This window comes from Streptomyces sp. Ru72, assembly GCF_002920635.1.
In the GTDB taxonomy this organism is placed as follows: Bacteria; Actinomycetota; Actinomycetes; order Streptomycetales; family Streptomycetaceae; genus Streptomyces.
Genome location: NZ_PQSR01000002.1, coordinates 90343 through 115196 on the forward strand (window position 1 = coordinate 90343; position 24854 = coordinate 115196).

A 24854-nucleotide genomic window follows, 5' to 3' on the forward strand; every position below is an offset into this window, starting at 1 on the left:
CGATGAGGGGGGACTGAGCGGCGGCCGCCGTGGGGGGATGTCCTGCCGGAAGGGGGTGTCGGCCCTCCGGCGCTGCCGGACTCCCGTGGGGGTGTACGGTCCGCTTGCCCCGCGACGGGACGCTCATGCGTGTCGTGGCGTGATTCTTTTCCGCGAGAGACGCGCGGCACCCGTCCGCGCGCCCCTCGCTGTCGCCGCCGTGCTACTTCGTGCACCCCTTCTGCCCCGACGCCAGCGTCACGCAGGCCTTCGCCGCGGCCCCGCCCTTCACGGCCACCATCGGGGTGTAGGCGTCGGTGTCCCCTGCCGTGGCGACCGAGCCGGTCTGCTGCGTCGCCCCGGCCGCGGACACCTCGACCGTGTCGCCCTGCGCTGCCCGGGTGATACGGGCCCACGCGGCGCCGCAGGTCCTGCTGTAGCGGACCTCGACGAGGGTGCTGCCGACGGTGACGCTGGTGCTGGTCGTGGCCTGTGTGCCGCCGCAGCCCATGGTCTCCGGGTCCTTGCCGGTGCAGCTCGCGCCGGCGCACTTGACGCCGGGCGGCAGGTCGGCGTCCGGGCTCGGCGACGTCGCGGACGGCTTGGAGGCGGCGGCTTTCTCGTCGTTGCCGCCGGTGAGGTGGAAGGCCGCCGCGATCACCAGCAACGCTCCGGCGAGACCCGCCACGAACATGGCCGGCCGACGCCTGCGGGGCGCGTCGCCGGACCCGCCGCCGCCGTTCGGCCGGGCGTCGGAGGGCGCCGGTCCGTGCGGCCCGGGCGCATCCGGTGCGGGGGGCGAATCGGGTGCGGGAGCCCCGGACTTGTGCGCCGTGGCCGGGCTGCGCCCGGCCCCCGACGGCCCCTTGAACCCGGCGAGTCCCCAGGAGTTGCCACCCGTCGAGCCGACTCCCGTCGAGCCGGCACCCGCCGTACCGCCGCGCGCCCTACCGGAGTCGCCCGCCGCGTCCGGGGTCTGCTCGGGCGTCGGCTGCGGCGGCACCGTCGGGGACACCCCCGCAGGACCCGCGATGCCCGGCGCCACCGTGGTGCTGCGGGCCGCCCTGCCGCCACGGCCCTGGTTCTCGGCGGCCGCCCCGAACTCGCCGAGCGCGGCGCGCGCCTGGGAGATCCGGATGGCCTCCATGGTTCTGTCGTGGCGCATCTCCGCCCGGCTCCAGGCCCGTTCGGCCAGCTCCCACATGGTGGTCAGGTGGACCGGATGGGTGCCGGTCACCTCGGCCAGCGCGACGATCGCGCCCTTCGGTGCGAGCAGCCGGCCGTTCAGGTACCGCTCCCAGGACGTCTTGCTGTAGCCGGTGCGGTCGGCCACGGCGGAGACGCTGAGACCGCTGCGGTCCACGAGCCGCCGCAACTGTGCGGCGAACTCCTTGACCTGCGGATCGAGTTCATCGGGCAAGGCCTTCCAGCGAGGCATTGCTTCCCCCCTCTTCCCCCGGTACATCCAGTTGTTCCCCCGTGTGTGGCACCCGCTGCCGGTCCCCGTTGTGGCTACCCACGCCGAACGCGCCCGGCCGGGCCTTCCGTCTCCGGAGCGGGGCGCACGGAGGCAGTCGGACGGGAGCGAGCGCCGTCGCACGCCCCCGTGGGTCTCCGGACCAGTGCCCACCGCCTGTTCGCAGAGCCGAACAGAACGCCCGGTTCGCCGCGCGGGACGCCCCGGACCGTCCCGATTGGACACGTTAGCGGCCATGTGCGAACGGTTCGCGGTCCATGCGCGAACTTGTCAACACATCGACACAACGGGGACACAGCGGCGACCTCAGCGGACACCGAGGACTCAGGGACCCAGGAGACCCCGGGGGCCCCGAGGAACCCGAGCAACCCGACGACCCCGGTGGCCTCACCGGAAGGTCAGGACCCGAAGGTCACGGCGCCGACGACGGCGACGGCGAGCAACGCCAGCAGCCCGACAACAGCGGTGAGCAGGAGACGGCGGCCGGCGGGCCGCGGCCGGGGCTCCTCCTCGAGCCGCTCCCACCACGGAATCGTCGGCTCCTCTTCGTACTCCCCCGGGACGGGCGCGGGCGCCGGAGCTCCTGCGGGGGCGGGCGCGGTGGCCGCACTTCCGACAGGAGCGGGAGCGGTGGGCAGACCTGCCGCCGAAGCGGGAGCGGCCGCCGGAGTCCAGGCCGTGGCGGGCCCGGTGGCCGAACTTCCCACCGAGGCGGGCGCGGTGGCCGATCCTTCCGCCGGGGCGAGAGCGGCGGCCGGACCTCCCGCCGACGCGGGCGCCGGGGTCGGCTGCCGGGGCCAGGCGCGCACCGCCAGCTCCCAGCGCACGCCGAAACGTTCAGTCTCCTCCGCCTCGAGACCCGCGACCCGGCACAGCGCCGTGACCGCCTGGCGGGGCGGCGGCTGCGTGGCGTTGAGGTAGCGCTGCCAGGAGGACTTGCTGTACGCGGTGCGGGCGCCGAGGGCGACGAGGCTCAGCCCGGTGCGGTCCTTCAGGAGCCGCAGCTGTTCCACGAAGTGCCGTACCTCCGGCGGAAGATCGTCCGGCAGCGGCTGCCAGGCGCCCATCCCTCACCCCTCCGCGTCATCCGGTCAAAGAGCGTGTTTCTGTTCGATTGACGACGTCAGGGGCGAGGCCGGTTCCGCCGCGCGGCGCGGAACCGTAGCGGAACGGTCACTTCCGTGCCACAGCGAACTGCCAGGTGTTGAACATATTCCGGCATGTACATGAAGGTGTTTCCGGCGCCCGGTTCCGAACGGGGGTCGGGACCGGGCGCCTCCCGAGGTGGGACACGGACTGCTCGTCATGGACCGTTCGCTACGGAACGTTCAGGTACGGCCCGTCCAGTACGGACCGGTCAGGTACGGCCCGGTCAGGTACGGCCCGGTCAGGTACGGACCGTGAAGTGCAGCGTGTCGTCCAGGAACGGTATCTCCAGCCAAGGGTGAGGCTGCGCCATCATCGCGAGCAGCACGATGGCCAGGCCCAGGACGCCGTACGTGATCATGTCCGTGAAGCGGGACCGCACCGCGAGCATGCCCACGTCGGGCAGCGCCCAGCGCATCACGGCGCCGCCCAGCAGTGCGACGCCGATCAGGATCGTGCCGAAGCGGAACGCGTCCAGCGCGGTCAGCAGCAGCCCCAGACCGACGAAGGCCAGCACGGCGAGGATCGGCCACTGCCGGGCGGGCGCGGGAGCGTCACGGGGCGCGGCCCGGCCCCCGCCCTCGGGCCGCGCGGTGTCCCGGGTGATCCGCGGGAACCGCCGGGTGGCGCGCCGGGGCACACCGTCCGCGTCGGGGGCGCTGACCGCGTCCGTCACCACCGGCTCGGCGTCGGCTTCCCGCTCCTGTGCGGCCCCCTTCTCGGGGTCGCCCGCGGGCCTGGCCTCAGCCGACACTGCGCTCCGCCGCCTCGACCACGTTGACGAGGAGCTGGGCGCGGGTCATCGGGCCGACACCGCCCGGGTTCGGGGAGATCCAGCCGGCCACCTCGGCCACGTCCGGGTGGACGTCGCCGACGATCTTCCCCTCGGCGTTGCGCGAGACACCGACGTCGAGGACGGCGGCGCCCGGCTTCACGTCCTCGGCCCTGACCAGGTGGGCTGAGCCGGCCGCGGCGATGACGATGTCGGCGCGCTTGAGGTGGGCCGAGAGGTCGCGGGTGCCGGTGTGACACTGGGTGACCGTGGCGTTCTCGCTGCGCCGCGTCAGCAGCAGCGGCATCGGGCGCCCGATGGTCACGCCCCGGCCGACGACCACGACCTCGGCGCCCTTGATCTCGACGCCGTAGCGGCGCAGCAGGGTGAGGATGCCGTTGGGGGTACAGGGCAGCGGGGCCGGCTCGTTCAGGACGAGACGGCCGAGGTTCATCGGGTGCAGGCCGTCCGCGTCCTTGGCCGGGTCCATCAGCTCCAGGATCCGGTTCTCGTCGATACCCCTGGGCAGCGGCAGCTGCACGATGTAGCCGGTGCAGGCCGGGTCCTCGTTGAGCTCGCGGACGACCGCCTCGATCTCCTCCTGGGTGGCCGTCGCGGGCAGCTCGCGCTGGATCGACGCGATGCCGACCTCGGCGCAGTCGCGGTGCTTGCCCGCGACGTACTTGCGGCTGCCGGGGTCGTCCCCGACGAGGATCGTGCCGAGGCCGGGCGTGACGCCCTTCTCCTTCAGCGCCGCCACGCGGGCGGTCAGATCGGACTTGATCGCGGCTGCGGTGGCCTTGCCATCGAGAATCTGGGCGGTCATGGTCCCATCCTCGCGGATGACCCGGCCCCGGTTCCAATCCGGGTGGCAACCGGTTCGCAGGGTCGTCGGCGGGCGTGCCCGGACCGGGAGGATCGCGCACATTGCGACTGCACAACACATGTTTCCGCCGACTGGACAAATTGTCGCCGCTGCTAGAACGATGAACGGCGCAGTTCTGCGGTTCGTGTTCGGGGGGCAACCGCTCGGTTCGTGACGTTCCTCCGCGCAATCCGCACCGTCCCCGAATGCGTCAACGGAGGAAACCGGCCATGAGTTTCGGCTCGCCCAACAACCCCTACGGACAGCCGCAGAACCCCCAGGAGGGGTACGGCTACCCCCAGCAGGGCCAGCAGTACCCCCAGCAGGGTCAGCAGCCCGGCTACGGCTACCCGCAGGCGCCGGGCGTGCCGCCGCAGGGGGGCTACGGATACCCGCAGCAGCCGGGCTACGCGGGCGGCGGCGCCCCCGCTCCCCGGGTCGCGTCGATGGGCCGCCGGTTCGGCGCCCGCCTGATCGACGGCGTCGTCTTCGGCGTCATCTACATCATCCTCGCCGTCGCGGGCGCAGCCGGTGCCGTCGGCGCGGCCAAGGACTGCGACCCGAACGCCGCCGACTACAGCACCTGCATCAACAACGCGAGCTCGGACTTCGTCGGCAAGTTCACCGCCGTGATCGGCATCCTCGCGATCATCGGACTGCTCTACGAGTGGCTGATGGTCGGCCTGGTGGGCCGCACCCTGGGCAAGATGGCCCTCGGCCTGCACGTGGTGAACGCCGAGACGGGCCAGAAGCCGGGGCTGGGCAAGTCCTTCATCCGCTGGATCATCCCGATGGTCGGCTCCATCGCCTGCGGCATCGGCCAGCTCCTGGTCTACCTGTCCCCGTTCTGGGACAAGTCCGGCCGCCAGCAGGGCTGGCACGACAAGGCCGCGGGCACGATGGTCGTCCAGAACTGACCTGACCGCAGGCATCACACCAAGGGCCGTGCCTCGCCCCGGACAGGGGGAGGGACGGCCCTTTGCGTGTTCGTGTGCAGCCCGCGTCAGCGGGTGAAGTGCCGCGGCGGGGCCCGGCGTTCGCCCGATGGCTCCCGCCGGCCCCGCACCGCCGGTGTCAGTGGAAGAAGTGGCGCGTGCCCGTGAAGTACATCGTCACGCCCGCCTTCTGAGCGGCCTCGACCACCTGCTCGTCGCGGATCGAACCGCCGGGCTGCACGATCGCCTTGACGCCCGCGGCGATCAGGATCTCCGGGCCGTCGGGGAACGGGAAGAAGGCGTCCGAGGCGGCGTACGAGCCGCGCGCCCGCTCCTCGCCCGCCCGCTCGACGGCGAGCTTGCAGGAGTCCACCCGGTTGACCTGGCCCATGCCCACGCCGACGGAGGCGCCGTCCTTGGCGAGCAGGATGGCGTTGGACTTGACGGCACGACAGGCCTTCCAGGCGAAGGCGAGCTCCTTCAGCTCCTCCGCGCTCAGCGCCTCACCCGAGGCCAGGGTCCAGTTGGCGGGGTCGTCGCCGTCGGCCTGGAGGCGGTCGGTGACCTGGAGCAGCGCACCGCCGTCGATCTGCTTGATCTCGGCGGGGTTCTCGGGAGCGTTCGGAGCCCTCAGGACCCGGATGTTCTTCTTCTTGGCGAGCGCCTCGAGCGCGCCCTCCTCGTAGTCGGGCGCGACGATGACCTCGGTGAAGATGTCGGCGACCTGCTCCGCCATCTCCCGGCTCACCGGACGGTTCACGGCGATGACACCGCCGTACGCCGAGACCGGGTCGCAGGCGTGCGCCTTGCGGTGCGCCTCGGCGACGTCCGCGCCGATCGCGATGCCGCACGGGTTGGCGTGCTTGATGATGGCGACGCACGGCTCGGCGTGGTCGTACGCGGCACGGCGCGCGGCGTCCGTGTCCGTGTAGTTGTTGTACGACATCTCCTTGCCGTGCAGCTGCTCGGCCTCGGCCAGGCCACCGGTGCCGTCCACGTACAGGGCGGCGGGCTGGTGCGGGTTCTCGCCGTAGCGCAGGGTGTTGCGGCGCTCGTAGGTGGCGCCGACGAAGTCGGGGAAGACCGAGTCGTCGACGGGCGCATAGGAGGACGCGAACCAGGAGGCGACAGCGACGTCGTAGGCGGCGGTGTGCTGGAAGGCTTCGGCGGCGAGCCGCTTGCGGGCGGTGAGGTCGAAGCCGCCGTCGCGGACGGCGGCGAGGACGTCGGCGTACCGGTCGGGGCTGGTCACCACGGCCACCGACGGGTGGTTCTTGGCGGCGGCGCGGACCATGGAGGGGCCGCCGATGTCGATCTGCTCGACGCACTCGTCGGGGGACGCCCCGGAGGCGACGGTCTCGCGGAACGGGTAGAGGTTGACGACGACGAGGTCGAACGGCTCGACGCCCAGCTCGGCGAGCTGCTGCCGGTGGGTCTCGAGGCGCAGGTCGGCGAGGATGCCCGCGTGCACCTTGGGGTGCAGGGTCTTGACCCGGCCGTCCAGGCACTCGGGGAAGCCGGTCAGCTCCTCGACCTTGGTGACGGGGACGCCGGCGGCGGCGATACGGCCGGCGGTGGAACCGGTCGAGACGAGCTCCACGCCCGCCTCGTGCAGGCCACGGGCGAGCTCCTCCAGCCCGGTCTTGTCGTAGACGCTGACGAGCGCGCGCCGGATGGGCCGCTTGGTGCTCTCGGCGGTCACTGGATAACTACCTTTCGTCCCTCAATGCGATAGCCGTTGCGGGCGATCCGCCCCACGACCTCGACGAGCAGTCTTCGCTCGACTTCCTTGATGCGCTCGTGCAGAGCGCTCTCGTCGTCCTCGTCCCGGACCTCCACCACGCCCTGCGCGATGATCGGCCCGGTGTCGACGCCGTCGTCGACGAAGTGGACGGTGCAACCGGTGACCTTGGCGCCGTACGCGAGCGCGTCCCGCACACCGTGGGCTCCGGGAAAGCTGGGCAGGAGAGCGGGGTGGGTGTTGACGAACCGCCCGCCGAACCGGGCGAGGAACTCCTTGCCCACGATCTTCATGAACCCGGCGGAGACGACGAGGTCGGGTTCGTAGGAGGCGACGGCCTCGGTGAGGGCCACGTCCCACGCGTCCCGGCTCTCGTAGTCCTTCACCCGGCACACGAAGGCGGGCAGTCCGGCGCGCTCGGCGCGGGCGAGGCCCTCGATCCCGTCGCGGTCGGCGCCGACGGCCACGACCTGTGCCCCGTAGGCGGCGGGGCCGGCCTCGGCGATGGCGTCGAGAAGCGCCTGCAGGTTGGTGCCGGAACCGGAGACCAGGACGACCAGGCGCTTGGCCGTCGACTCGGTGACGGTCTCGGCCACGGACTCGGGCACGGCGGGGCCCTTTCTCGGGGAAGTGTGCGTGCGGTCGCTCGGAGAGCGTTTGTGCGGTCGTACGAATGCTTCGCGCCCCGGGATACGGGGAAGTCTACGAAGCGGCCGACCGTCAGCAACGATACCGGCACACCGGCAGGCCCCCGGGCGACGGGGGCGGGGCTGGAAGGTAGCGTCTGGGGAGGAGCCACCCGCAGACGCGGCCCGGACAGCGGTCACAGGCGGGGAACGCCGCACCTGTGCGGGACGTTGACCGGGTGAGGGGGACGCCCGCGGCCCGCCTGCGCGGGGCGCACCCGCCTCACGGCGAGCTCCGTGGACGAACCGCCCGCCCGTACGACCAAGGGGAAGACGCACACCTGATGCCGGACCGCAGTCTCCGACTCCCTCCGCTGCTGCTGCGCGAGCGGCACCCTTCGCATGTGCCGCCGCAGGAGAGCGACGGGGCACCGTCCGCGGGCGGCGGTTCGGTCGGGGACGGCCAAAGGCCCGAGAAGGCACCGGCGGACGACAATCCGTTCGCGCCACCGCCGGAGGGGGCACCGGACCGCCCCTGGCGGCCGCGCCTCCCCGACCAGGGGCAGGACGGCTCCGGCGAAGGCGAGCGTTCGCCCTGGGGCAGCCAGTGGAGCGACCGGCAGCCGGGCCCCGCGACGGGCGGCCGCTTCGGCGAGCGCCCGGGCAGTCCGGGCGGCCCCGGCGGACAGGGCGGACAGGGCGGCCCTGACGGCCCGGGCTCCGGCGGCCCCGGTGCGGGACTGCGCTGGGACCCCACGGACCCTGCCCAGCGCCGCGCGCGGTACGCACTGCTGGGCGGTATGTGGGCGTTCTTCTTCGCCCTCTTCAGCTGGCAGTACGTGGCGCTGCTGCTGGGCGCGCTGTCGCTGTACTGGGGCGTGAGCGCCCTGCGCTCCAGGCCCCGCACGCCCGCCCCGGAGAACCCCACGCCTCCGGCCCGCCCCCAGACCACGGCGGCGATCAGCGGTCTGGTCACGGCGTCCGTGGCGCTGGCGCTGGTGGCCACCACGTTCGCGGCCCAGCTGGTCTACCGGGACTACTACACGTGCGTCAACGACGCCTTGACCACGGCGTCGAAGCAGTCCTGCAACGACCTTCTGCCGAAGGACCTGCGGGGCGTTCTGGGGACGAACGGCTGACCTTTCCGGTCGTATCCCCAGGCCCGGTGGGCGGAATCCTCTCCGGACGGAATCCTCTCCGGCTCGGTGGGCGGAGATCCCCTCCGGCCCGGTGAGTGCAATCGCCTCCCCTCCCGTGGACGGACCGCGCCGTCACGACTCTTCCGGTGGGGTGGGCGTCGGGTTGGGCTCGGACGGGCCGGACAGGCTGGACGGCCCGGACAGGCTGGACGAGCCGGACAGGCTGGAAGGACTGTCCGGCACAAACGGATCCGCGTCCGCCGCCAGCACCTCGTACGGGAACAGGTCCGGGTCCTCCCAGGCCCCGTCCGCCCGCGCCCCCACCGATTCCGACGCCACCGGCGCCGGCACGGGAGTCACTGCCGAGGCGACCGGAACCTCGATCCGCAGCTCATCCACCTCCCGGACCTCCGTCCCCGGGACCTCACCCCGCCGGACCTCCGTCCCCGGGGCCCCGCCCCGCCGCTTCTCAGCTCCCCGGAGAGTCCACCACCGCACGACCACCGCGACCGGCACCCCCACCCCCGCGATCCATCCGGCGGCGGCACCCGCCACCTGCCACCCCACCGGTCCGAACCGCGCCAGCGCCGCGACGCCGAGCGGCCCCCCGGACACCTCCGCGAGCCATCCGAGCAGCAGGCCGCACATCACCGCCGCACCCACGACACCCGTCACCGTGCGCCCGACGGACCAGACCGCACTCCGCCCCCGCTCGGCGCGAGCGCTCCGCGCCATGAACCACCCCGCCACCGCCCCCGCCACGATCGGCACCACCCCCACCGCCCAGCGCAGCAGCCCGTTCCCGCCTCCGCTCCCGGGCACAGCCGCCAGCAGCGGAAACGGCGGCATCAGCGACGGCGCCGTCGCCGGCGACCACGGCCCCATGCCATGCCCCGCCCCCAGCAGGAATCCGGGACCCAGCGCGTACGCCGCCGCCCACACCGCGGCGTTCGGCACCAGGGCGGCCGCCAGCAGCAGCACCGCTCCCCGTCCCGCCCATCCCTGCGTGACCTGGAGGAACGACTCCCGCACCACCTCGCCGTGCCACACCAGCGACAGCCCCACGAGCAGCGCGCCCCCGCCGACCAGCACGGCCGTCCCGGCGAGGGCCGCCCGTCCCGCGCTCGAGAGCAAGCCCTGGTCGTCACGGTTCAGCACGCGCAGCACCCGCAGCGCCCCGGACGGCCCCTCGCACGCCCTCCACACCCCCACCCCCGCCGACACCACCGTCACCAGCGGCAGGCAGACGAGGGTCCACACCCACGACGGCCGCAGCGCTCCCGCCGAGGCGTACAGAGCCGCCACCAGCCCCACCCCGATGTAGCCTGCCGCCACTCCGCACCATGCCGACCCGACGGCAACGGGCTGCGATCCTTCCGCGCCCCGCGTGCCCCGCGTGCCCACCGGGCGGCCCTCGATGCCCTTCATGGTCTCCGGGCCCTCCGTGGCATCATCACCGTCCATCGCCTCCCGCATCGCCCGGTACAGCAGCCACACCGGCAGCACGGCCGGCAGCATCGGCGTGACACCGACGGGCGCCGGCACTCCGGACAGCGTCTCGGTGCGGAAGAGCACCACGCCGTGCGCCAGCAGCCACAACCCGGCGGCCACCCTCAGGGCCCCATCGGGCCCGTCGTCCGGGTACGGCGCACTGATCCACAGCACGATCGCGAGCAGGGCGAACGCACCGAGCCCCGCCACCGCGGCAAGGGCTCCACTGAGCAGGCCCGCACCCAGCCCGGGCCACCTATCGCATGACCGGGCGAGCAGGGACGGCAACGGAATGCGGCGGTCGGTCCATTGAGTCACGCCGCCATGCTCCCAACGACACGCGCTTTCCCGGCGTAACGCATGAAACATGGATGTGTCGCTAAAAATACTTTTATGTACTTTTCGGTACGGCGGGCCGCCGGATGAGGCAGACCCTGACGCCTGACCAGGCCTTCGACGCTCTGTACGAGTACTGCGCCCCCGCGCTCGTACGGCAGGCGTACCTGCTCACCGGTCGGCGCGACCTGGCCCGTGAGGTGGTCGAGCGTGCCTTCCAGCTGGCGTGGCAGTGCTGGCCCGAGGTGGCCGTGGACCGGGATCCCGCGGGCTGGGTACGGGCAGCGGTGCACGACCGGGCCCTCTCGCCCTGGAACCGCTTCCGCCTCCGCCACCGGCTCCCCGAGCCGCCGCCCCCGGGACCCCCGAACCGTGCCCTGCTGCACGCGCTCCTGAAACTGCCGCCGACCCAACGACGCACCCTGCTGCTCTACGACGGCCTCGGCCTCGACCTGCCGGACGTCGCGGCCGAGACGGAGGCGAGCACCCCGGCCGCCGCCGGCCGTCTGCTGCGCGCCCGCGCCACGCTGGCCAGGCTCGTACCGGACCAGGCGGAACCGGAGGTCCTGCCCCGCCGGCTCGCCGAACTGGCCTCCGCGGAGCGCCTACGCGCCCCCAAGGCGCCGTCGGTCCGCTCCCACGGCGAACGCCGCACCCGCCACTGTGCCCGCGCGGCGATCGCCCTGACGACGGCGGTCATCGGCGCGACGACCCTGACGCTGCGCACGGCCGCGAACCACTACGAGCCCCCGGTGGGCCGGGGCACTCCCGTCCAGGACATCCCCCCGCGCCCGGCCCAGGGCCCCCTGTCCCGGCCGCAGACAGCGCTGCGCGGCAAGCTGATGTCGGCCCCGCACCACGGCCCGGCCCGACTGACCCCGCAGCCCCGATGAGCCGGTCAGCCGCTGCGGCGGCTCCCGGAAAGGCCGGTGGGCCCGCACCCCAAGGGGTACGGGCCCACCGCGCGCTCAGCCAGGCGGAGTTCAGCCGGCCAGGATCTCCCGCGCGAGCTTCGCGGTCTCCGTCGGCGTCTTGCCGACCTTGACGCCCGCCGCCTCCAGCGCCTCCTTCTTCGCCTGGGCGGTGCCCGACGAACCGGAGACGATGGCGCCCGCGTGACCCATGGTCTTGCCCTCGGGCGCGGTGAAGCCGGCGACGTAGCCGACGACCGGCTTGGTCACGTTCTCCTTGATGAAGGCCGCGGCCCGCTCCTCGGCGTCGCCGCCGATCTCGCCGATCATGACGATCAGGTCGGTGTCGGGGTCGTCCTGGAACGCCTTCAGCGCGTCGATGTGGGTGGTGCCGATGATCGGGTCACCGCCGATGCCGACGCAGGTCGAGAAGCCGATGTCCCGCAGTTCGTACATCATCTGGTACGTCAGCGTGCCGGACTTCGACACCAGGCCGATGCGGCCCGGCTTGGTGATGTCGGCCGGGATGATGCCGGCGTTCGACTGACCCGGGGTGATCAGGCCGGGGCAGTTCGGGCCGATGATGCGGGTCTTGTTGCCCTTCTTGCCGGCGTACGCCCAGAAGGACGCCGTGTCGTGCACCGCGATGCCCTCGGTGATGACGACGGCGAGCGGGATCTCGGCGTCGATGGCCTCGACGACCGCGTCCTTGGTGAACTTCTCCGGTACGAAGATCACCGAGACGTCGGCGCCCGTCTTCTCGATGGCCTCCTTGACGGAGCCGAAGACCGGTACCTCGGTGCCGTCGAAGTCGACGGTCTGGCCGGCCTTGCGGGGGTTCACGCCACCGACGATGTTGGTGCCGGACGCCAGCATGCGGCGGGTGTGCTTCTGACCCTCCGAGCCGGTCATGCCCTGGACGATGACCTTGGATTCCTTGGTGAGGAAGATAGCCATGGTTGTGTGTGACCTCGTCCCTTACTTCGCGGCAGCAGCCAGCTCGGCGGCCTTGTCGGCCGCGCCGTCCATGGTGTCCACACGCTGCACGAGCGGGTGGTTGCGGTCGTCCAGGATCTGGCGACCCAGTTCGGCGTTGTTGCCGTCGAGACGCACGACCAGCGGCTTGGTGACCTCTTCGCCCTTGGACTCGAGGAGCTCCAGGGCCTGCACGATGCCGTTGGCGACCGCGTCACAGGCGGTGATGCCACCGAAGACGTTCACGAACACGGACTTGACGTCCGGGTCGCCGAGGATGATCTCGAGGCCGTTCGCCATGACCTCGGCGGAGGCGCCACCGCCGATGTCGAGGAAGTTGGCGGGCTTGACACCCTTGTGCTTCTCACCGGCGTAGGCGACGACGTCGAGGGTGGACATGACCAGACCCGCGCCGTTGCCGATGATGCCGACCTCGCCGTCGAGCTTCACGTAGTTGAGGTTCTTCTCCTTGGCCGCGGCCTCGAGCGGGTTGGCCGCCGCCTTGTCGTGGAGCTCCTCGAACTCGGGGTGACGGAACTCGGCGTTGTCGTCCAGGGACACCTTGCCGTCGAGGGCGATGACGTCACCGGAGGCGACCTTGGCCAGCGGGTTCACCTCGACGAGCAGGGCGTCCTCCTTGACGAAGACCTCCCACAGGCTGACCAGGACGTCGGCGACCTTGTCGGCGACCTCGGCCGGGAACTTGGCCGCGGCCACGATCTCCTCGGCCTTGGCCTTGTCCACACCGTCGATGGCGTCGATCGCGATCTTGGCGACGGCCTCGGGGCGGGTGGCCGCGACCTCCTCGATCTCCATGCCGCCCTCGACGGACGCGATGGAGAGGAAGGTGCGGTTGGCGCGGTCGAGGAGGAAGGAGACGTAGTACTCCTCGAGGATCTCCGGAGCGGTCTCGGCGATCATCACCTTGTGGACCGTGTGGCCCTTGATGTCCATGCCGAGGATGTCCGTCGCGCGGGCGACCGCCTCGTCCGGGGTGGCGGCCAGCTTGACACCGCCGGCCTTGCCGCGGCCACCGACCTTCACCTGGGCCTTGACGACCGACTTGCCGCCCAGCCGCTCGGTGATCTCGCGCGCCGCCTCAGGCGTGTCGATGACTTCACCGGCCAGCACCGGTACACCGTGCTTGGCGAAGAGGTCCCTCGCCTGGTACTCGAACAGGTCCACGCGCTTCCGTCCCTATCAGTGATCTCGCGGTTCGTTGGATGCGTGGGCGTGCCGCGAAGGGCAACGTGACGTCCGCTCTGTGTCACAAGGGAGGCGCACACGGTGTCCGAGCGCGCGGCATGTCCGTCTCGCAGGTTATCGCCGCTCGCGGGGCGTCCATAAATCGAGGGTCACACCTGAGCGGTGATACCTGTCACATGATGCCGGACTCTCCGGCACTCCGTGCCAGAGGTGAAGGGCCTCACCGGGCTGGGGTTGACCCGGTGAGGACCCTTGAACAACCCCGAAGGGGGTCAGGGCGGCCGATCCCCACCCCAATGGGGACCGGCCGGCCCTTTCCGCGGGGTTCCGGACGGACGAACCGACGGCTTTCGGTCGTCCGCCTCCACCAGCCCGCGGGGTCGGTCGGGCGCCCTGCGACGGCACCGCCGGGCGCGCGTCGTACGGCGACGGGGTCGGACGGGGGCAGGGAGGGGGGTCAGAGGGGGGACGTGCCGTAGCGGCTCTGCTCCGGGCAGTCCGGAGCGGCGGCCCTGGCGACGCCCTCGGCCCCGGAGGCCCCGGCTGTCGGCGTGGCCGGCCGGCGAGCCTCCGGACGCCTGGACGGTCCCTCTCACGGCCCCGGCGAACGGCGCCGCCTGCCCGGCGGCCCCCTGCGCGAACAGGTCGCCCTCGTCGGCGATCCCGCCGACGAACATGGGCACGTCGCCCGCCGCGCCGTACGCGAGCTGCGCCGCGTCCTCGACGTCCTGTCCGGCGACGGGCACGACCGCCCGGACGGCGTTTCCGGGCGACCGGCTGCGGCACGGACGCGGGTACGTCATCCGTCGGCTCCGACGGCCGCTCGTGCGCACCCTGCCGGCGGAGTGCCGGCCTGGGGCCCGGCCGGTGCCGTGCCGGGCCGGGCCCCGGCCGCCGCGGGAGCCGACGGGCCCGTCGGTGGCCCGTCCGCCGCGTGCGCCTGCCCCTGGCGCGGGAGTCCCAGCGCGAACAACCCGCCCGGCACCAGCGCCTTCTGCAGCGCACACCGCCCGGCCGCCGTACGCATCGCGCGCGGTACGGGACCGGCGGAGGACAGTGCGGCCGGCAGGATCAAGACGGGAGAGCCTCCGTGCGGCGGAAACAGGCGGTACGGAACGAACACCGTGCACCGTGGATGGCCGAGCGCGGAGGATCCTCGCACGGGACGTCCGCGGTCGCGCAAGCCCGCTGTTACCGATGGGTCGTCATATTCGGTTCACCCCTTGCACGGCGAGGTGTCCGGTTTGGGATTCCTCTTGTCGCCGTCAGACCGTCTCCGGGATCGGCAGCGGCCGCTTCTCGATCGCTGCCCCCATCACCTCCGGGAAGAGGTCGGGCGTGCACGCGAACGCCGGTGCTCCGAGCGCCGCGAGCGCCGCAGCGTGCTCCCGGTCGTACGCGGGTGCCCCCTCGTCGGAAAGCGCGAGCAGCGCCACGAACTGCACCCCCGACGCCTTCATCGCCTCGACCCGCTTGAGCATCTCGTCGCGGATGCCTCCCTCGTACAGGTCGCTGATGAGGACCACGACCGTCTCCGTGGGCCGGGTGATCTGCGACTGGCAGTACGCCAGCGCCCTGTTGATGTCCGTGCCGCCACCGAGCTGGGTGCCGAAGAGGACGTCGACCGGGTCGTCGAGCTGGTCGGTGAGGTCCACGACGGCCGTGTCGAAGACGACGAGCCGGGTGGCGATGGAGCGCATCGACGCCAGCACCGCCCCGAACACGGACGCGTACACCACGGAGGCCGCCATCGACCCGGACTGGTCGATGCACAGGACGACCTCCTTCTTCACCGACTGGGACGCCCGCCCGTATCCGATCAGCCGCTCCGGCACCACCGTGCGGTACTCCGGCAGGTAGTGCTTGAGGTTGGCGGCGATCGTGCGGTTCCAGTCGATGTCCCGGTGGCGGGGGCGGGTGACGCGGGCGCTGCGGTCGAGGGCGCCGGTGAGCCTGGCCCGGGTGCGGGTGGCGAGTCGCTTCTCCAGGTCCTCGACGACCTTGCGCACCACCGCCCGCGCCGTCTCCTTGGTGGTCTCCGGCATCGCCTTGTTCAGCGAGAGCAGCGTGCCGACCAGGTGCACGTCGGCCTCGACGGCCTCGAGCATCTCCGGTTCGAGCAGGAGTGCGGACAGCCCGAGCCGGTCGATGGCGTCACGCTGCATGACCTGGACGACGGACGAGGGGAAGTAGGTGCGGATGTCGCCCAGCCAGCGCGCCACGGACGGCGCGGACGCCCCGAGCCCCGCCGAACGGTCCCGCCCCTGCTGCGGCCTGTCCCCCTTCCCGTACAGCGCGGCCAGGGCCCCGTCCATCGCCGCGTCCTGCCCGCCCAGCGGGTACCCGGTGCCGTCCGCCGCGTCTCCGCCGAGGACTAGCCGCCAGCGCCGCAGCCGCTCGTCCGCTGCGGCGGTGTTCGCCCCGTCGGTCGTGTGCGTGCTCATCCGGCCACCCCCACCAGGTCGTCGACATCACTGCCGTCGGGTTCGTCCAGGCCGAGCAGCAGCCGCAGCACCGGGACCACGGCGTCCGCCCGTCCCATGTCGAGGTCGGTGCCGAACCCGGGGACACCCGCGCCGGTGGGCGCCGCGCTTCCCCGCGCGTCCGGCCCGCGGCGCACCAACTCGCCGAGTGTGCGCCGCACGCCGGGCTCGTACGCCGAGAACGTCCGCCGCAGCAGTGGCAGCACGTCGGTGAACGCCTCCGCCGGCACCCCGGTGAGCCAGGCGTCCACCAGCGAGAGCAGCCGCTCGTCGTGCACGAGCAGCATCCCGCCGCCGGAGCCGCCCCCGACGAACCCCTCGATCCAGGCGGCGGCGTCCGCCGGTGGCGTTCCCGGCGACAGCGCGAGCCCCATCAGCCGTGCGGCTTCGTCCTGCGCCAGCTCCCCTTCGTCCAGGAGCAGCCGCACGGATCTTCCGCGGATCACTCCTGGCACGGTGTCCCGTGCGCCGAGCACCCGCAGGACGGCACGCCATCGGCCCCGAATGTCACCGTGGTCCGCCGCGATGCCGTCCCCGAGCAGCCCCACCGCGCCGTGAACGGCGTCCACATGGCGCCGCATCTCCTCGGCCGCCTCCGCGTCCAGCGCCGCGCACGCCGGTGGCAGTCCGACGAACACGCGCTCGGCGAGACCCGCCGCGACGTCCGCCAGGGCCCGGGTGTCCGTACCGCGCACGTCCCCGTAGCGCAGTGAACGGACCAGGGCGGGCAGGGCCTGCGCGAGGTGGCCGACGTCGGCGTCGAGGGCGGCTCGGTCGGCGAGGACCCGCATCACCACGGGCAGCGCCGCCGGCAGTTCCGCCAGCAGGCACCGCTCGGCGAGCGCGGTGACGTCGGCGAGGGCCTGGGCGGCGGTCGCGTCCGCCTCGGCCCTGGCGGTCGCGGCGGCGAGCACGGTCGTCCCCCACACCCCGGCCTCGGCGACCCGCACCGCGAGCTCCGGTTCCCAGCGCAGCCGCCAGGTCTCCCGGAACGTCCCCGTGCTGCCCCGCGAGGCCGTGGGCTCCCCCCAGCCGATCCCGAGGAGCCGCAGCCGGTGCAGCAGCCGGCTGCGCTCGGCGTCGGTGTCCTTGCGCAGGTCCAGCTCCACTTCCCGCTCCAGCGGCTCCGGTTTGAGCCGGAGCCGCTTCTGCAGCCGGGCGAGGTCCCGCTGCAACGGCACGGCGGGGGCCGATTCCGGCACCTCCCCCATGGCGTCGCCGACCACCAGCCGGTCGCGCACCAGGGCCAGCGGCACGTCCGACCCCTCGCACATCACCGCCCGCACCGCGTCCGTGGTCTCCGACAGGCCCGGAAGCGGACGCCCGCGCAGGACGGCGAGCGTTTCGGCCAGCCGCACCGCCTCGATGACATGCGCGGACGACACGATCCGGTCCTCCTCGCGGAGCAGCCCGGCGACCTTCGTCAGCCACCGCTCGACGGGCCGGTCCGGCGCGCGGAACAGATGCCCGTACCAGCCGGGCGAGTCGACGCCCGCCCCGTACCCACTGGCCCGGGCGAGCCTGCGGTGGGTCCAGGGCACCCAGGTCATGTCCGTCTTCACCTTGGGCAGACCCTTCAACAGCGCGCGGTCGGCGGCGACGGAGGTCCGCTCGCGCAGCGCCGGCACATGCCAGGCCCCGCACACCACCGCCACGTCGGCCCCGAACTCCCGCTGCGCGGCGCGCACCTGGAGCCGCATGTACGCCTCCCGCACGAGGTCCCGCTCGTGTCCCCCGGCGCCGTACTCGTCCCGCAGTGCGCCCATGGCCTCCCCGAGCACGGTGAACGGCGCGAGCGGGTCCCCCGTCCCCACCCCCCGGTGCTCGACGACGTCCTCCCACCATCGCTCCGGGTCGTCGTACCCGGCGGCCTCGGCCAGCACGGCGAGGGGGTCGACACGGACGGTGGCGTCGGAGTCGTCGACCGTGTCGGGCTCCTCGTCCCCGGTCCCCGTGGCGTCTTCCTTCTCCCACGCCAGTGTGTGCGCCGCAGGCAGGTCGATGAACCGGGCCGGAACCCCCTGGCGCAGCGCCCAGCGGATCGCCACCCACTCCGGGGAGAACTCGGCCAGCGGCCAGAAGGCCGATCGTCCGGGCTCGTCCACGGCGTGAGCGAGCAGGGCGACGGGGGGCCGCATGTCCGGGTGGTCCGCGAGCGGGATCAGGGCGTCCGCCTCCGGTGGCCCCTCGATCAGCACCGCCCCGGGTCGCGCCGCCTCAAGAGCCGCCCGCACGGCCCGCGCGGATCCCGGCCCGTGATGCCGCACCCCGAGCAGCAGTGGTCCCCTGCACGGAGAGTCGGAGTCCTTCACGCGGTCACCTCCCGGCACGCGCGGTAGAAGTCGGTCCAGCCGTCGCGCTCGCGGACCACCGCTTCCAGGTACTCCTGCCAGATGACGCGGTCGGCCGCCGGGTCGCGGACGACGGCGCCGAGAATGCCCGCGGCGACGTCGCTCGGACGCAACACGCCGTCGCCGAAGTGGGCGGCCAGCGCCAGTCCGTTGGTGACGACGGAGATCGCCTCCGCGGTGGACAGGGTGCCGCTGGGCGACTTCAGCTTGGTCCGGCCGTCCGCCGTGACCCCGCTCCGCAGTTCCCGGAAGACCGTCACCACGCGGCGGATCTCGTCGATGCCGTCGGGCACGGCCGGCAGGTCGAGCGAGCGGCCGATCTGGCCGACCCGGCGGGAGACGATGTCGACCTCGGCCTCCACGCTGTCCGGGAGCGGCAGCACCACTGTGTTGAAGCGGCGGCGCAGCGCGCTCGACAGGTCGTTGACCCCGCGGTCGCGGTCGTTGGCCGTGGCGATCAGGTTGAAGCCGCGGACGGCCTGCACCTCCTCGCCCAGCTCCGGTATCGGCAGCGTCTTCTCCGACAGGATCGTGATCAGCGTGTCCTGGACGTCGGCCGGGATGCGGGTCAGTTCCTCGACGCGGGCGGTCATCCCCTCGGCCATGGCCCGCATGACGGGGCTCGGCACCAGGGCGTCGCGGCTCGGGCCGTGCGCGAGCAGCCGCGCGTAGTTCCACCCGTAGCGGATCGCCTCCTCCGGCGTCCCGGCGGTGCCCTGCACGAGCAGGGTCGAGTCGCCGCTGATGGCCGCCGCCAGGTGCTCGGACACCCAGGTCTTGGCCGTGCCGGGTACGCCGAGCAGGAGCAGGGCGCGGTCGGTGGCGAGCGTGGTGACGGCGACCTCGACGATGCGGCGCGGGCCCACATACTTGGGGGTGATCACCGTGCCGTCCGGCAGCGTGCCGCCGAGCAGGTAGGTGGCGACGGCCCACGGTGACAGCTTCCAGCGGGCCGGGCGCGACCGGTCGTCCTGGGCGGCCAGCGCGGCGAGTTCGTGGGCGAAGGCTTCCTCGGCGTGCGGACGCAGCGCTTCCGCGGGCGCGGACCCCTTCTCCTGCCCGGAGGTGAGCATGGGTGCGGACTCGGGCACGCCGGGGCTTGCGTCCGCGTTTCCGTTCGCAGGCGCGGACGGGCTCGGGTTCGTTTCGACGGACTTCTGGTCAACGGACGCACGCATGGCCGTATCCCCCTCCAGCTCGGCCGGTTCGGATCTGTCACCAACCGTGCACCACACCACTGACAATGCGTGGCGACCTGCACGAACGCCGTCGCGAGGGTCGATTGTCAGTGCCGGGACCTACCGTCGGCGACATGACTTGGCAGGGGGAGCGCTGGACCGCGGAGCAGGTGCTGGCACTGGCACCTGATGCGGCGTCACGCAAAGCGGGAAGCAAACTCGGCACGGCGGGGCCGTGGTCGGAGGCGGGCAGTTCCGACGAGGGGACGGTGTGGGGGCTGTGCAAGGGCAGTGGCAGCAAGCCGTACCAGACGGTCGTCGACATCGCGGACGCGGCGGGGCCTGCGTACAAGTGCAGTTGTCCGAGCCGGAAGTTCCCGTGCAAGCACGCGCTGGGGCTCCTGCTGCTCTGGGCGGGCGGGGACGGCGCGCTGACACGGGGACAGGAGCCGGACTGGGTGGAGCAGTGGATCAAGGGGCGCCGTCAGCGTGCGCAGGACAAGCGGGCGGCCGGTGCTTCCCCGCCGGCCCCGTCCGCCGATCCGGAGGCGGCCCGGCGCAGGGCGGAGCGGCGGGCCGAGCGGATCACGGCGGGGGCGACGGAGTTGGAGCAGCGCCTGGCCGACCTGCTGCGCACCGGCCTGGCCGCGGCCGAGCAGGCGGGGTACGGGCTGTGGGAGGAGACGGCGGCCCGCATGGTCGACGCGCAGGCCCCGGGACTCGCCGGGCGGGTGCGGGAGTTGGGGGCACTTCCGGCGTCCGGGCCGGGCTGGCCGGTGCGGTTGCTGGAGGAGTGCGCGCTGCTGCACCTGCTGGACCAGGGCTGGCTGAGGCGTGATCGGCTGCCTGAGGGGCTGGCGGCGACGGTCCGTTCGCGCGTCGGCCTGGCGGGTTCCCCCGACGGCTCGCCCGTCCGCGACCGCTGGCTGGTGCTGGCGCAGTACGACACCTCGGACGGCCGGCTGACGACACGCCGGATCTGGCTGTACGGGGAGAAGTCCGACCGCACGGTGCTCCTTCTTTCCTATGGAGCGGCGGGGCGCGCGCCGGAGCCGGCCCTGCCGGTGGGGCTGACCTTCGAGGCCGATGTGTCGCCCTACCCGGGCGCGGGGCAGCTGCGGGCGGCGCTGGGCGAGCAGTTCACGCCCCCGGCCCCGGCAGCGACGAGACCGCCGGGCGTGACCACGCCGGACGCGGCGGCGCGTTATGGGGAAGCCCTCCGGGCCGATCCGTGGCTGGACTCGTACCCCGTGACGCTGGGCCGGGTCATACCGACCCCGCTCGACGGCTCCTGGCAGCTGGCGGACGCGGACGGCGGCACGGCGCTGCCCCTGACGCCGTCGGCGGGCAGCCGACCGGGCCTGTGGCGGCTGGTCGCGCTGTCGGGCGGTGCTCCGGTCACGGTCTTCGGCGAGTGCGGCCACCGCGGCTTCACTCCGCTCACGGCCTGGCCGGAGGGTGCCGGAGAGGCGGTCCCACTGTGCTGACGACACCCGAGCGACTCGGTACCGACCTGGAAGGGACCGACATGAACGCGACTCCCGCTCCCCCGGGCACGTCCCCCGCCGCGCCCTGGGAGGAGCTTGTCACGGTGGCCCTGCTGGGCACCGACCGGCGCACCCCGCCCTGGCTGCCGTCCGGCCCGCAGGCCCCGGCCGCGCTGCTGGACCTGGCCGCCGTGGAGACGGTCCGCCGCAGGGCCGGGCTGCGCCCCGCACCGGCCGGACCGCGCCCGGAGCCCGCGGCGGCGGACCCCCGCCCACCGCTGCCGCCCTCGGCGGCCCGCAGACTGGCCCTGCTGCTGTCCGACCGCCCCGGCGCGGGCGGCGGCCGCCGGGGGGCGGCTCCCGACCTCATGGAGCTGCTGCCGCAGTGGCTGGCGCTGGCCAACGAGCGCGGCTACGCGCCACCCCCGCAGGCGCTGCCGGCGCTGCTGGACGCTGCCCGCGCCCGCACGGATCTGCGACCGGCGGCGCTGGCCTTCGCCGGGCCGCGCGCCCTGTGGCTGGCCCGGATGAACCCGGAGTGGCGCTTCGCGCTGCGCTCCGTGCCCGGCGGCGGTTCCGATCTGCCGCCGCCTCAGGAGCCGGACCGCGTCCGACGGCTGTGGCAGGAGGGCCTGTTCGCCGAGCGGGTGGCCCTGCTCACCTCGCTGCGCGTACGGCACCCCGCTCTCGCCCGGGACCTGCTGGCCGGCACTTGGGCGACGGAGCGGGCCGAGGACCGCCTGATGTTCCTCGACTCGCTGCGCACGGGACTTCAGCCGGCGGACGAGCCCTTCCTGGAGCAGGCGCTCTCCGACCGCAGCCGCAATGTGCGGGCGACGGCGGCGGAGTTGCTGTCCGCACTGCCGGATTCGGCCCTGGCAGGGCGGATGGCGGCGCGGGCGGCGGCCTGCGTCGCGGTCGACCCCACACAGGGTGAGCCGACGATCGTGGTCGAGGCACCGCACGAGTGCGATCCGGGCATGGAGCGCGACGGCGTGGTGCCGAAACCACCGGCGGGACGAGGCGAACGGTCCTGGTGGCTCGGCCAGTTGGTGGAGGCGGCGCCGCTCGGCACATGGCCGGCCCGGCTCGGGGGGCGCACGCCGGAGGAGATCGTCGCGCTGCCGGTAGCCGACGACTGGCGGAGCGAACTGCACGCGGCCTGGTGCCGGGCCGCGGTCCGGCAGCGGGACGCCGCATGGTCGCGAGCCCTGCTCGGCCCGCCCTCCGCACCGGAGGCCGCCGGCCCGGGAGCCGTCTCCCTGGCCGAGCGGGCGAAGCTGCTGTCGACGCTGGCGCCCGAGGACCGGGCCGACTGGGTCGCCGGTTTCATCGCCACGCACGGCCTGTCGGAGGCGTTCCAGCTCCTCGGGGTGTGCGCGGTGCCCTGGGCCGCTCCCCTGGGCCGGGCCGTCGTCGACGCCCTCAACATCGCGCGGGACGCCGGAAGTTACCCATGGAGCTTCAGCGGGGTGATGGGGCTGGCGGAGCGATGCCTGGACCCGGCGGAGGCGAGCCGCCTGGACGCGTTGACGGCGATACCGGACGAGCCGGAGGACGCGTCGCCGGGTGCGGGCGGCTACTGGGCGGAGGCGTTCCAGCGCCTGACGACGACGTTGCGGCTGCGGGCGGCGATGGCGGAGGAACTGCGGGATGCGTGAGCGATGGGCCCACCCGGCCCTCGGCCCCTCCGCACCGGACGCCGATCAGCCCGCCGCGGTCGGCGGGATGTGCCCTGCCTCTGCCGCCTGGCGAAGGCAGGCGGGCCGTGCCCGGCCCCGGCCCCCGCCGGGCGGCACCCGCGAAGGCGCGACGACGACGCCTACAGAGCGTTACGCTCCGGCCGGCTGCCGTACGTTCGCCCGTACCCAGTCCACGATCGACGCGGTCGTCGCCCCGGGCGTGAAGATCTCCGCGACGCCCTTCTCCTTCAGCAGGGGGATGTCGGCCTCGGGGATGATGCCGCCGCCGAAGACCAGGATGTCCTCCGCGTCGCGCTCCTTCAGCAGGTCGATCACCGCGGCGAACAGCGTGTTGTGCGCGCCGGACAGGATCGACAGCCCGATCGCGTCGGCGTCCTCCTGGATCGCCGTGTCGACGATCTGCTCGGGCGTCTGGTGGAGACCGGTGTAGATGACCTCCATTCCCGCATCGCGCAGCGCCCGCGCGATCACCTTGGCCCCGCGATCGTGGCCGTCGAGCCCCGGCTTGGCCACCACCACGCGGATCGGACCGGCTGCCACACCCATCACTGCCTCCATGAAGCGACTACACACACCCTGTACCGATGGACCGCCTGCCGCCACATCACCGCACCGGCGGACACACGGACCGCACGGTCGGCACGCCTCGAACCGGCGGATCAGCCCCGTCGGCACCGGCGTCCCGCGCCATACCGACCCGGGAAGTGAACGAACGTTATCGCCAGCATCCCGCAACCGGCAGTTTCACGGTGGTGACCGAGGGGGAAATCACACAATGGGACACGTTCGCCGCGCAGGGTCCCCCCTCCCCGCGGCACACGCGCCGCAGCAGCGGCTCGAGCGCCGTGGACCGAGGGGATCGTGCGCAAGGAGAGCCGCACCAAGGCGGCCGCACCACCGCCCCGCCAGCGGGGCGCCGTGGTGGTGGGGTACGCCGGCGAAAGGAATGCAAGGGCACGAAAGCGGGGAGTACCACCCGTACGAGGAGGACGGGACACCGCGCCACGAGGACGGGCGGGTTCGCGTCACCACGACGAAAGCGGCGCCCGTCGCGTCACCGGCGCCGTAACGCGCCGCACCCGCGGCACGGCCGTACCCGCGGCACCTGCCCCAGGCCACCGCCACGGCTTTCCATGAGGGCACACGGGGGCACGGAGACGTCCTCGCGCGTGCCGACGGGAGGTCGGCCAATGAAGGTCACCGGGGTGGTAGAGCCTCTGGTTCCGCTGTGCCAGCGCCTGTTCCCCAGCAGACTGGCCGGACTCTCCATCGCGCTGCTGAAGGCGACGGCTCTGGAGCTGGCGATTCTCGCCGGGCACCTGCTCCTCTACCCGTCAGGCATCATCCAAGAGCGCCGCTGCGCCCCGCTCCCGCCCCCTCCGGACACCACCACGCTCCCCACCGAGGCGAAGCCTCCGGTGATCCTGCTGCACGGGTTCATCGACAACCGCTCGGTCTTCGTCCTCCTGCGCCGGAACCTCGCACAGCACGGCCGTCAGCATATCGAGTCACTCAACTACTCTCCGTTGACGTGTGACATCCGGATCGCAGCCGAGCTGCTCGGCCGGCACGTGGAGGAGATCTGCGAGCGCACCGGGCAGCGGCAGGTGGACGTCGTCGGGCACAGCCTGGGCGGTCTGATCGCCCGGTACTACGTGCAGCGACTCGGGGGCGACCTCCGCGTCCGCAGGCTCGTCACGCTCGGTACACCCCACTCCGGCACCCGCGTCGCCCCGCTCGCGAACGCGCACCCCATCGTCCGCCAGATGCGTCCGGGATCCGAGCTGATCGAGGAACTGCGCGAGCCGGCGCCCGGTTGCCGGACGCACTTCGTGAGCTTCTGGAGCGATCTGGACCCGCTGATGGATCCGCTCGAGGCGGCATGCGTCGACCATCCGGACCTGGTGGCGCAGAACATTCGGGTGAGCGGCATCGGCCATCTGGCCCTGCCGGTGCACCCGGCGGTCGCGGCCGGGATACGGCAGGCCCTGGACCTCGAGGAGCCGACGGCGGCCGCGGCCCACACCGGCGGCCTCACGGTGGCGTGAGCCCC

At 73.1% G+C, this 24854-nt stretch carries 18 protein-coding genes and 1 pseudogene; 6 read left to right on the forward strand and 13 right to left on the reverse strand.

Annotation, left to right across the window (positions count from 1 at the left end; translation table 11 throughout):
- Window positions 1-202: 202 nt before the first annotated feature.
- The 4 genes and pseudogenes from C3488_RS01550 to C3488_RS01565 all read right to left on the reverse strand — a co-directional run bounded on the left by C3488_RS01550 (window position 203) and on the right by C3488_RS01565 (window position 4200).
- A complete protein-coding gene (locus C3488_RS01550; RefSeq protein ID WP_103837458.1) occupies window positions 203-1417 on the reverse strand; it encodes an XRE family transcriptional regulator in 1215 nt (404 codons plus the stop codon).
- A gap of 827 nt (window positions 1418-2244) precedes the next feature.
- Window positions 2245-2523: pseudogene (locus C3488_RS42485) on the reverse strand (helix-turn-helix domain-containing protein); the annotation flags it as partial.
- 320 nt (window positions 2524-2843) lie between these two features.
- On the reverse strand, window positions 2844-3281 hold the full coding sequence (locus tag C3488_RS01560) for a DUF3017 domain-containing protein (protein WP_258053254.1): 438 nt from the start codon (window positions 3279-3281) through the stop codon (window positions 2844-2846).
- A 64-nt stretch (window positions 3282-3345) separates the two neighbouring features.
- A complete protein-coding gene (locus C3488_RS01565; protein WP_103837461.1) occupies window positions 3346-4200 on the reverse strand; it encodes a bifunctional methylenetetrahydrofolate dehydrogenase/methenyltetrahydrofolate cyclohydrolase in 855 nt (284 codons plus the stop codon).
- Window positions 4201-4469: 269 nt separating this feature from the next.
- Here C3488_RS01565 and C3488_RS01570 point away from each other — a divergent pair, with 269 nt between their 5' ends.
- The gene (locus C3488_RS01570) at window positions 4470-5156 is read left to right on the forward strand and encodes an RDD family protein (protein ID WP_103837462.1); all 687 of its coding nucleotides are present in this window, start codon (window positions 4470-4472) and stop codon (window positions 5154-5156) included.
- A gap of 157 nt (window positions 5157-5313) precedes the next feature.
- On the opposite strand, the gene purH is transcribed toward C3488_RS01570, so the two are convergent.
- Window positions 5314-6876 carry a bifunctional phosphoribosylaminoimidazolecarboxamide formyltransferase/IMP cyclohydrolase gene (gene purH / locus C3488_RS01575; protein ID WP_103837463.1) on the reverse strand — a complete coding sequence of 521 codons (1563 nt, stop codon included), beginning with the start codon at window positions 6874-6876 and terminating at the stop codon, window positions 5314-5316.
- Complete coding sequence (gene purN / locus C3488_RS01580; protein WP_258053248.1) at window positions 6873-7523, reverse strand: phosphoribosylglycinamide formyltransferase; 651 nt, start codon at window positions 7521-7523, stop codon at window positions 6873-6875. The genes purH and purN overlap by 4 nt, the downstream gene beginning before the upstream one ends.
- Window positions 7524-7885: 362 nt before the next feature.
- Here purN and C3488_RS01585 point away from each other — a divergent pair, with 362 nt between their 5' ends.
- A complete protein-coding gene (locus C3488_RS01585; RefSeq protein ID WP_103837464.1) occupies window positions 7886-8680 on the forward strand; it encodes a hypothetical protein in 795 nt (264 codons plus the stop codon).
- Between the two features lie 132 nt (window positions 8681-8812).
- On the opposite strand, the gene C3488_RS01590 is transcribed toward C3488_RS01585, so the two are convergent.
- On the reverse strand, window positions 8813-10489 hold the full coding sequence (locus C3488_RS01590) for a DUF6350 family protein (RefSeq protein ID WP_103837465.1): 1677 nt from the start codon (window positions 10487-10489) through the stop codon (window positions 8813-8815).
- 104 nt (window positions 10490-10593) lie between these two features.
- Between C3488_RS01590 and C3488_RS01595 the strand changes: the two genes are divergently transcribed.
- Window positions 10594-11400, forward strand: coding sequence for a sigma factor-like helix-turn-helix DNA-binding protein (locus C3488_RS01595; RefSeq protein WP_103837466.1), 807 nt, complete (start codon window positions 10594-10596; stop codon window positions 11398-11400).
- Window positions 11401-11490: 90 nt separating this feature from the next.
- Here C3488_RS01595 and sucD read toward each other — a convergent pair whose 3' ends face one another.
- The 5 genes from sucD to C3488_RS01620 form a co-directional block, all read right to left on the reverse strand.
- Window positions 11491-12375, reverse strand: a complete 885-nt coding sequence (gene sucD / locus C3488_RS01600) for a succinate--CoA ligase subunit alpha (protein ID WP_103837467.1) — start codon at window positions 12373-12375, stop codon at window positions 11491-11493.
- 21 nt (window positions 12376-12396) lie between these two features.
- A complete protein-coding gene (gene sucC, locus C3488_RS01605) occupies window positions 12397-13578 on the reverse strand; it encodes an ADP-forming succinate--CoA ligase subunit beta (RefSeq protein ID WP_103837468.1) in 1182 nt (393 codons plus the stop codon).
- A gap of 1286 nt (window positions 13579-14864) precedes the next feature.
- The gene (locus C3488_RS01610) at window positions 14865-16043 is read right to left on the reverse strand and encodes a VWA domain-containing protein (RefSeq protein ID WP_103837469.1); all 1179 of its coding nucleotides are present in this window, start codon (window positions 16041-16043) and stop codon (window positions 14865-14867) included.
- Window positions 16040-18394: a DUF5682 family protein gene (locus C3488_RS01615; RefSeq protein WP_103837567.1), complete on the reverse strand. Its 2355-nt coding sequence runs from the start codon at window positions 18392-18394 to the stop codon at window positions 16040-16042. Before C3488_RS01615 ends, C3488_RS01610 begins: the two co-directional genes overlap by 4 nt.
- Window positions 18391-19611, reverse strand: coding sequence for an AAA family ATPase (locus C3488_RS01620; RefSeq protein WP_103837470.1), 1221 nt, complete (start codon window positions 19609-19611; stop codon window positions 18391-18393). Before C3488_RS01620 ends, C3488_RS01615 begins: the two co-directional genes overlap by 4 nt.
- 134 nt (window positions 19612-19745) lie before the next feature.
- On the opposite strand from C3488_RS01620, the gene C3488_RS01625 reads away from it, so the two are divergent.
- A complete protein-coding gene (locus tag C3488_RS01625) occupies window positions 19746-21098 on the forward strand; it encodes an SWIM zinc finger family protein (RefSeq protein ID WP_103837471.1) in 1353 nt (450 codons plus the stop codon).
- Between the two features lie 41 nt (window positions 21099-21139).
- Window positions 21140-22759 (forward strand): DUF5691 domain-containing protein, encoded by a 1620-nt coding sequence (locus C3488_RS01630; protein ID WP_103837568.1) that lies wholly within the window; start codon window positions 21140-21142, stop codon window positions 22757-22759.
- 171 nt (window positions 22760-22930) lie between these two features.
- Here the strand turns inward: C3488_RS01630 and C3488_RS01635 are convergent, their stop codons facing one another.
- Complete coding sequence (locus C3488_RS01635; protein WP_030233524.1) at window positions 22931-23347, reverse strand: cobalamin B12-binding domain-containing protein; 417 nt, start codon at window positions 23345-23347, stop codon at window positions 22931-22933.
- Window positions 23348-23991: 644 nt separating this feature from the next.
- Between C3488_RS01635 and C3488_RS01640 the strand changes: the two genes are divergently transcribed.
- Complete coding sequence (locus C3488_RS01640) at window positions 23992-24849, forward strand: alpha/beta fold hydrolase (RefSeq protein ID WP_103837472.1); 858 nt, start codon at window positions 23992-23994, stop codon at window positions 24847-24849.
- Window positions 24850-24854 lie beyond the last annotated feature (5 nt).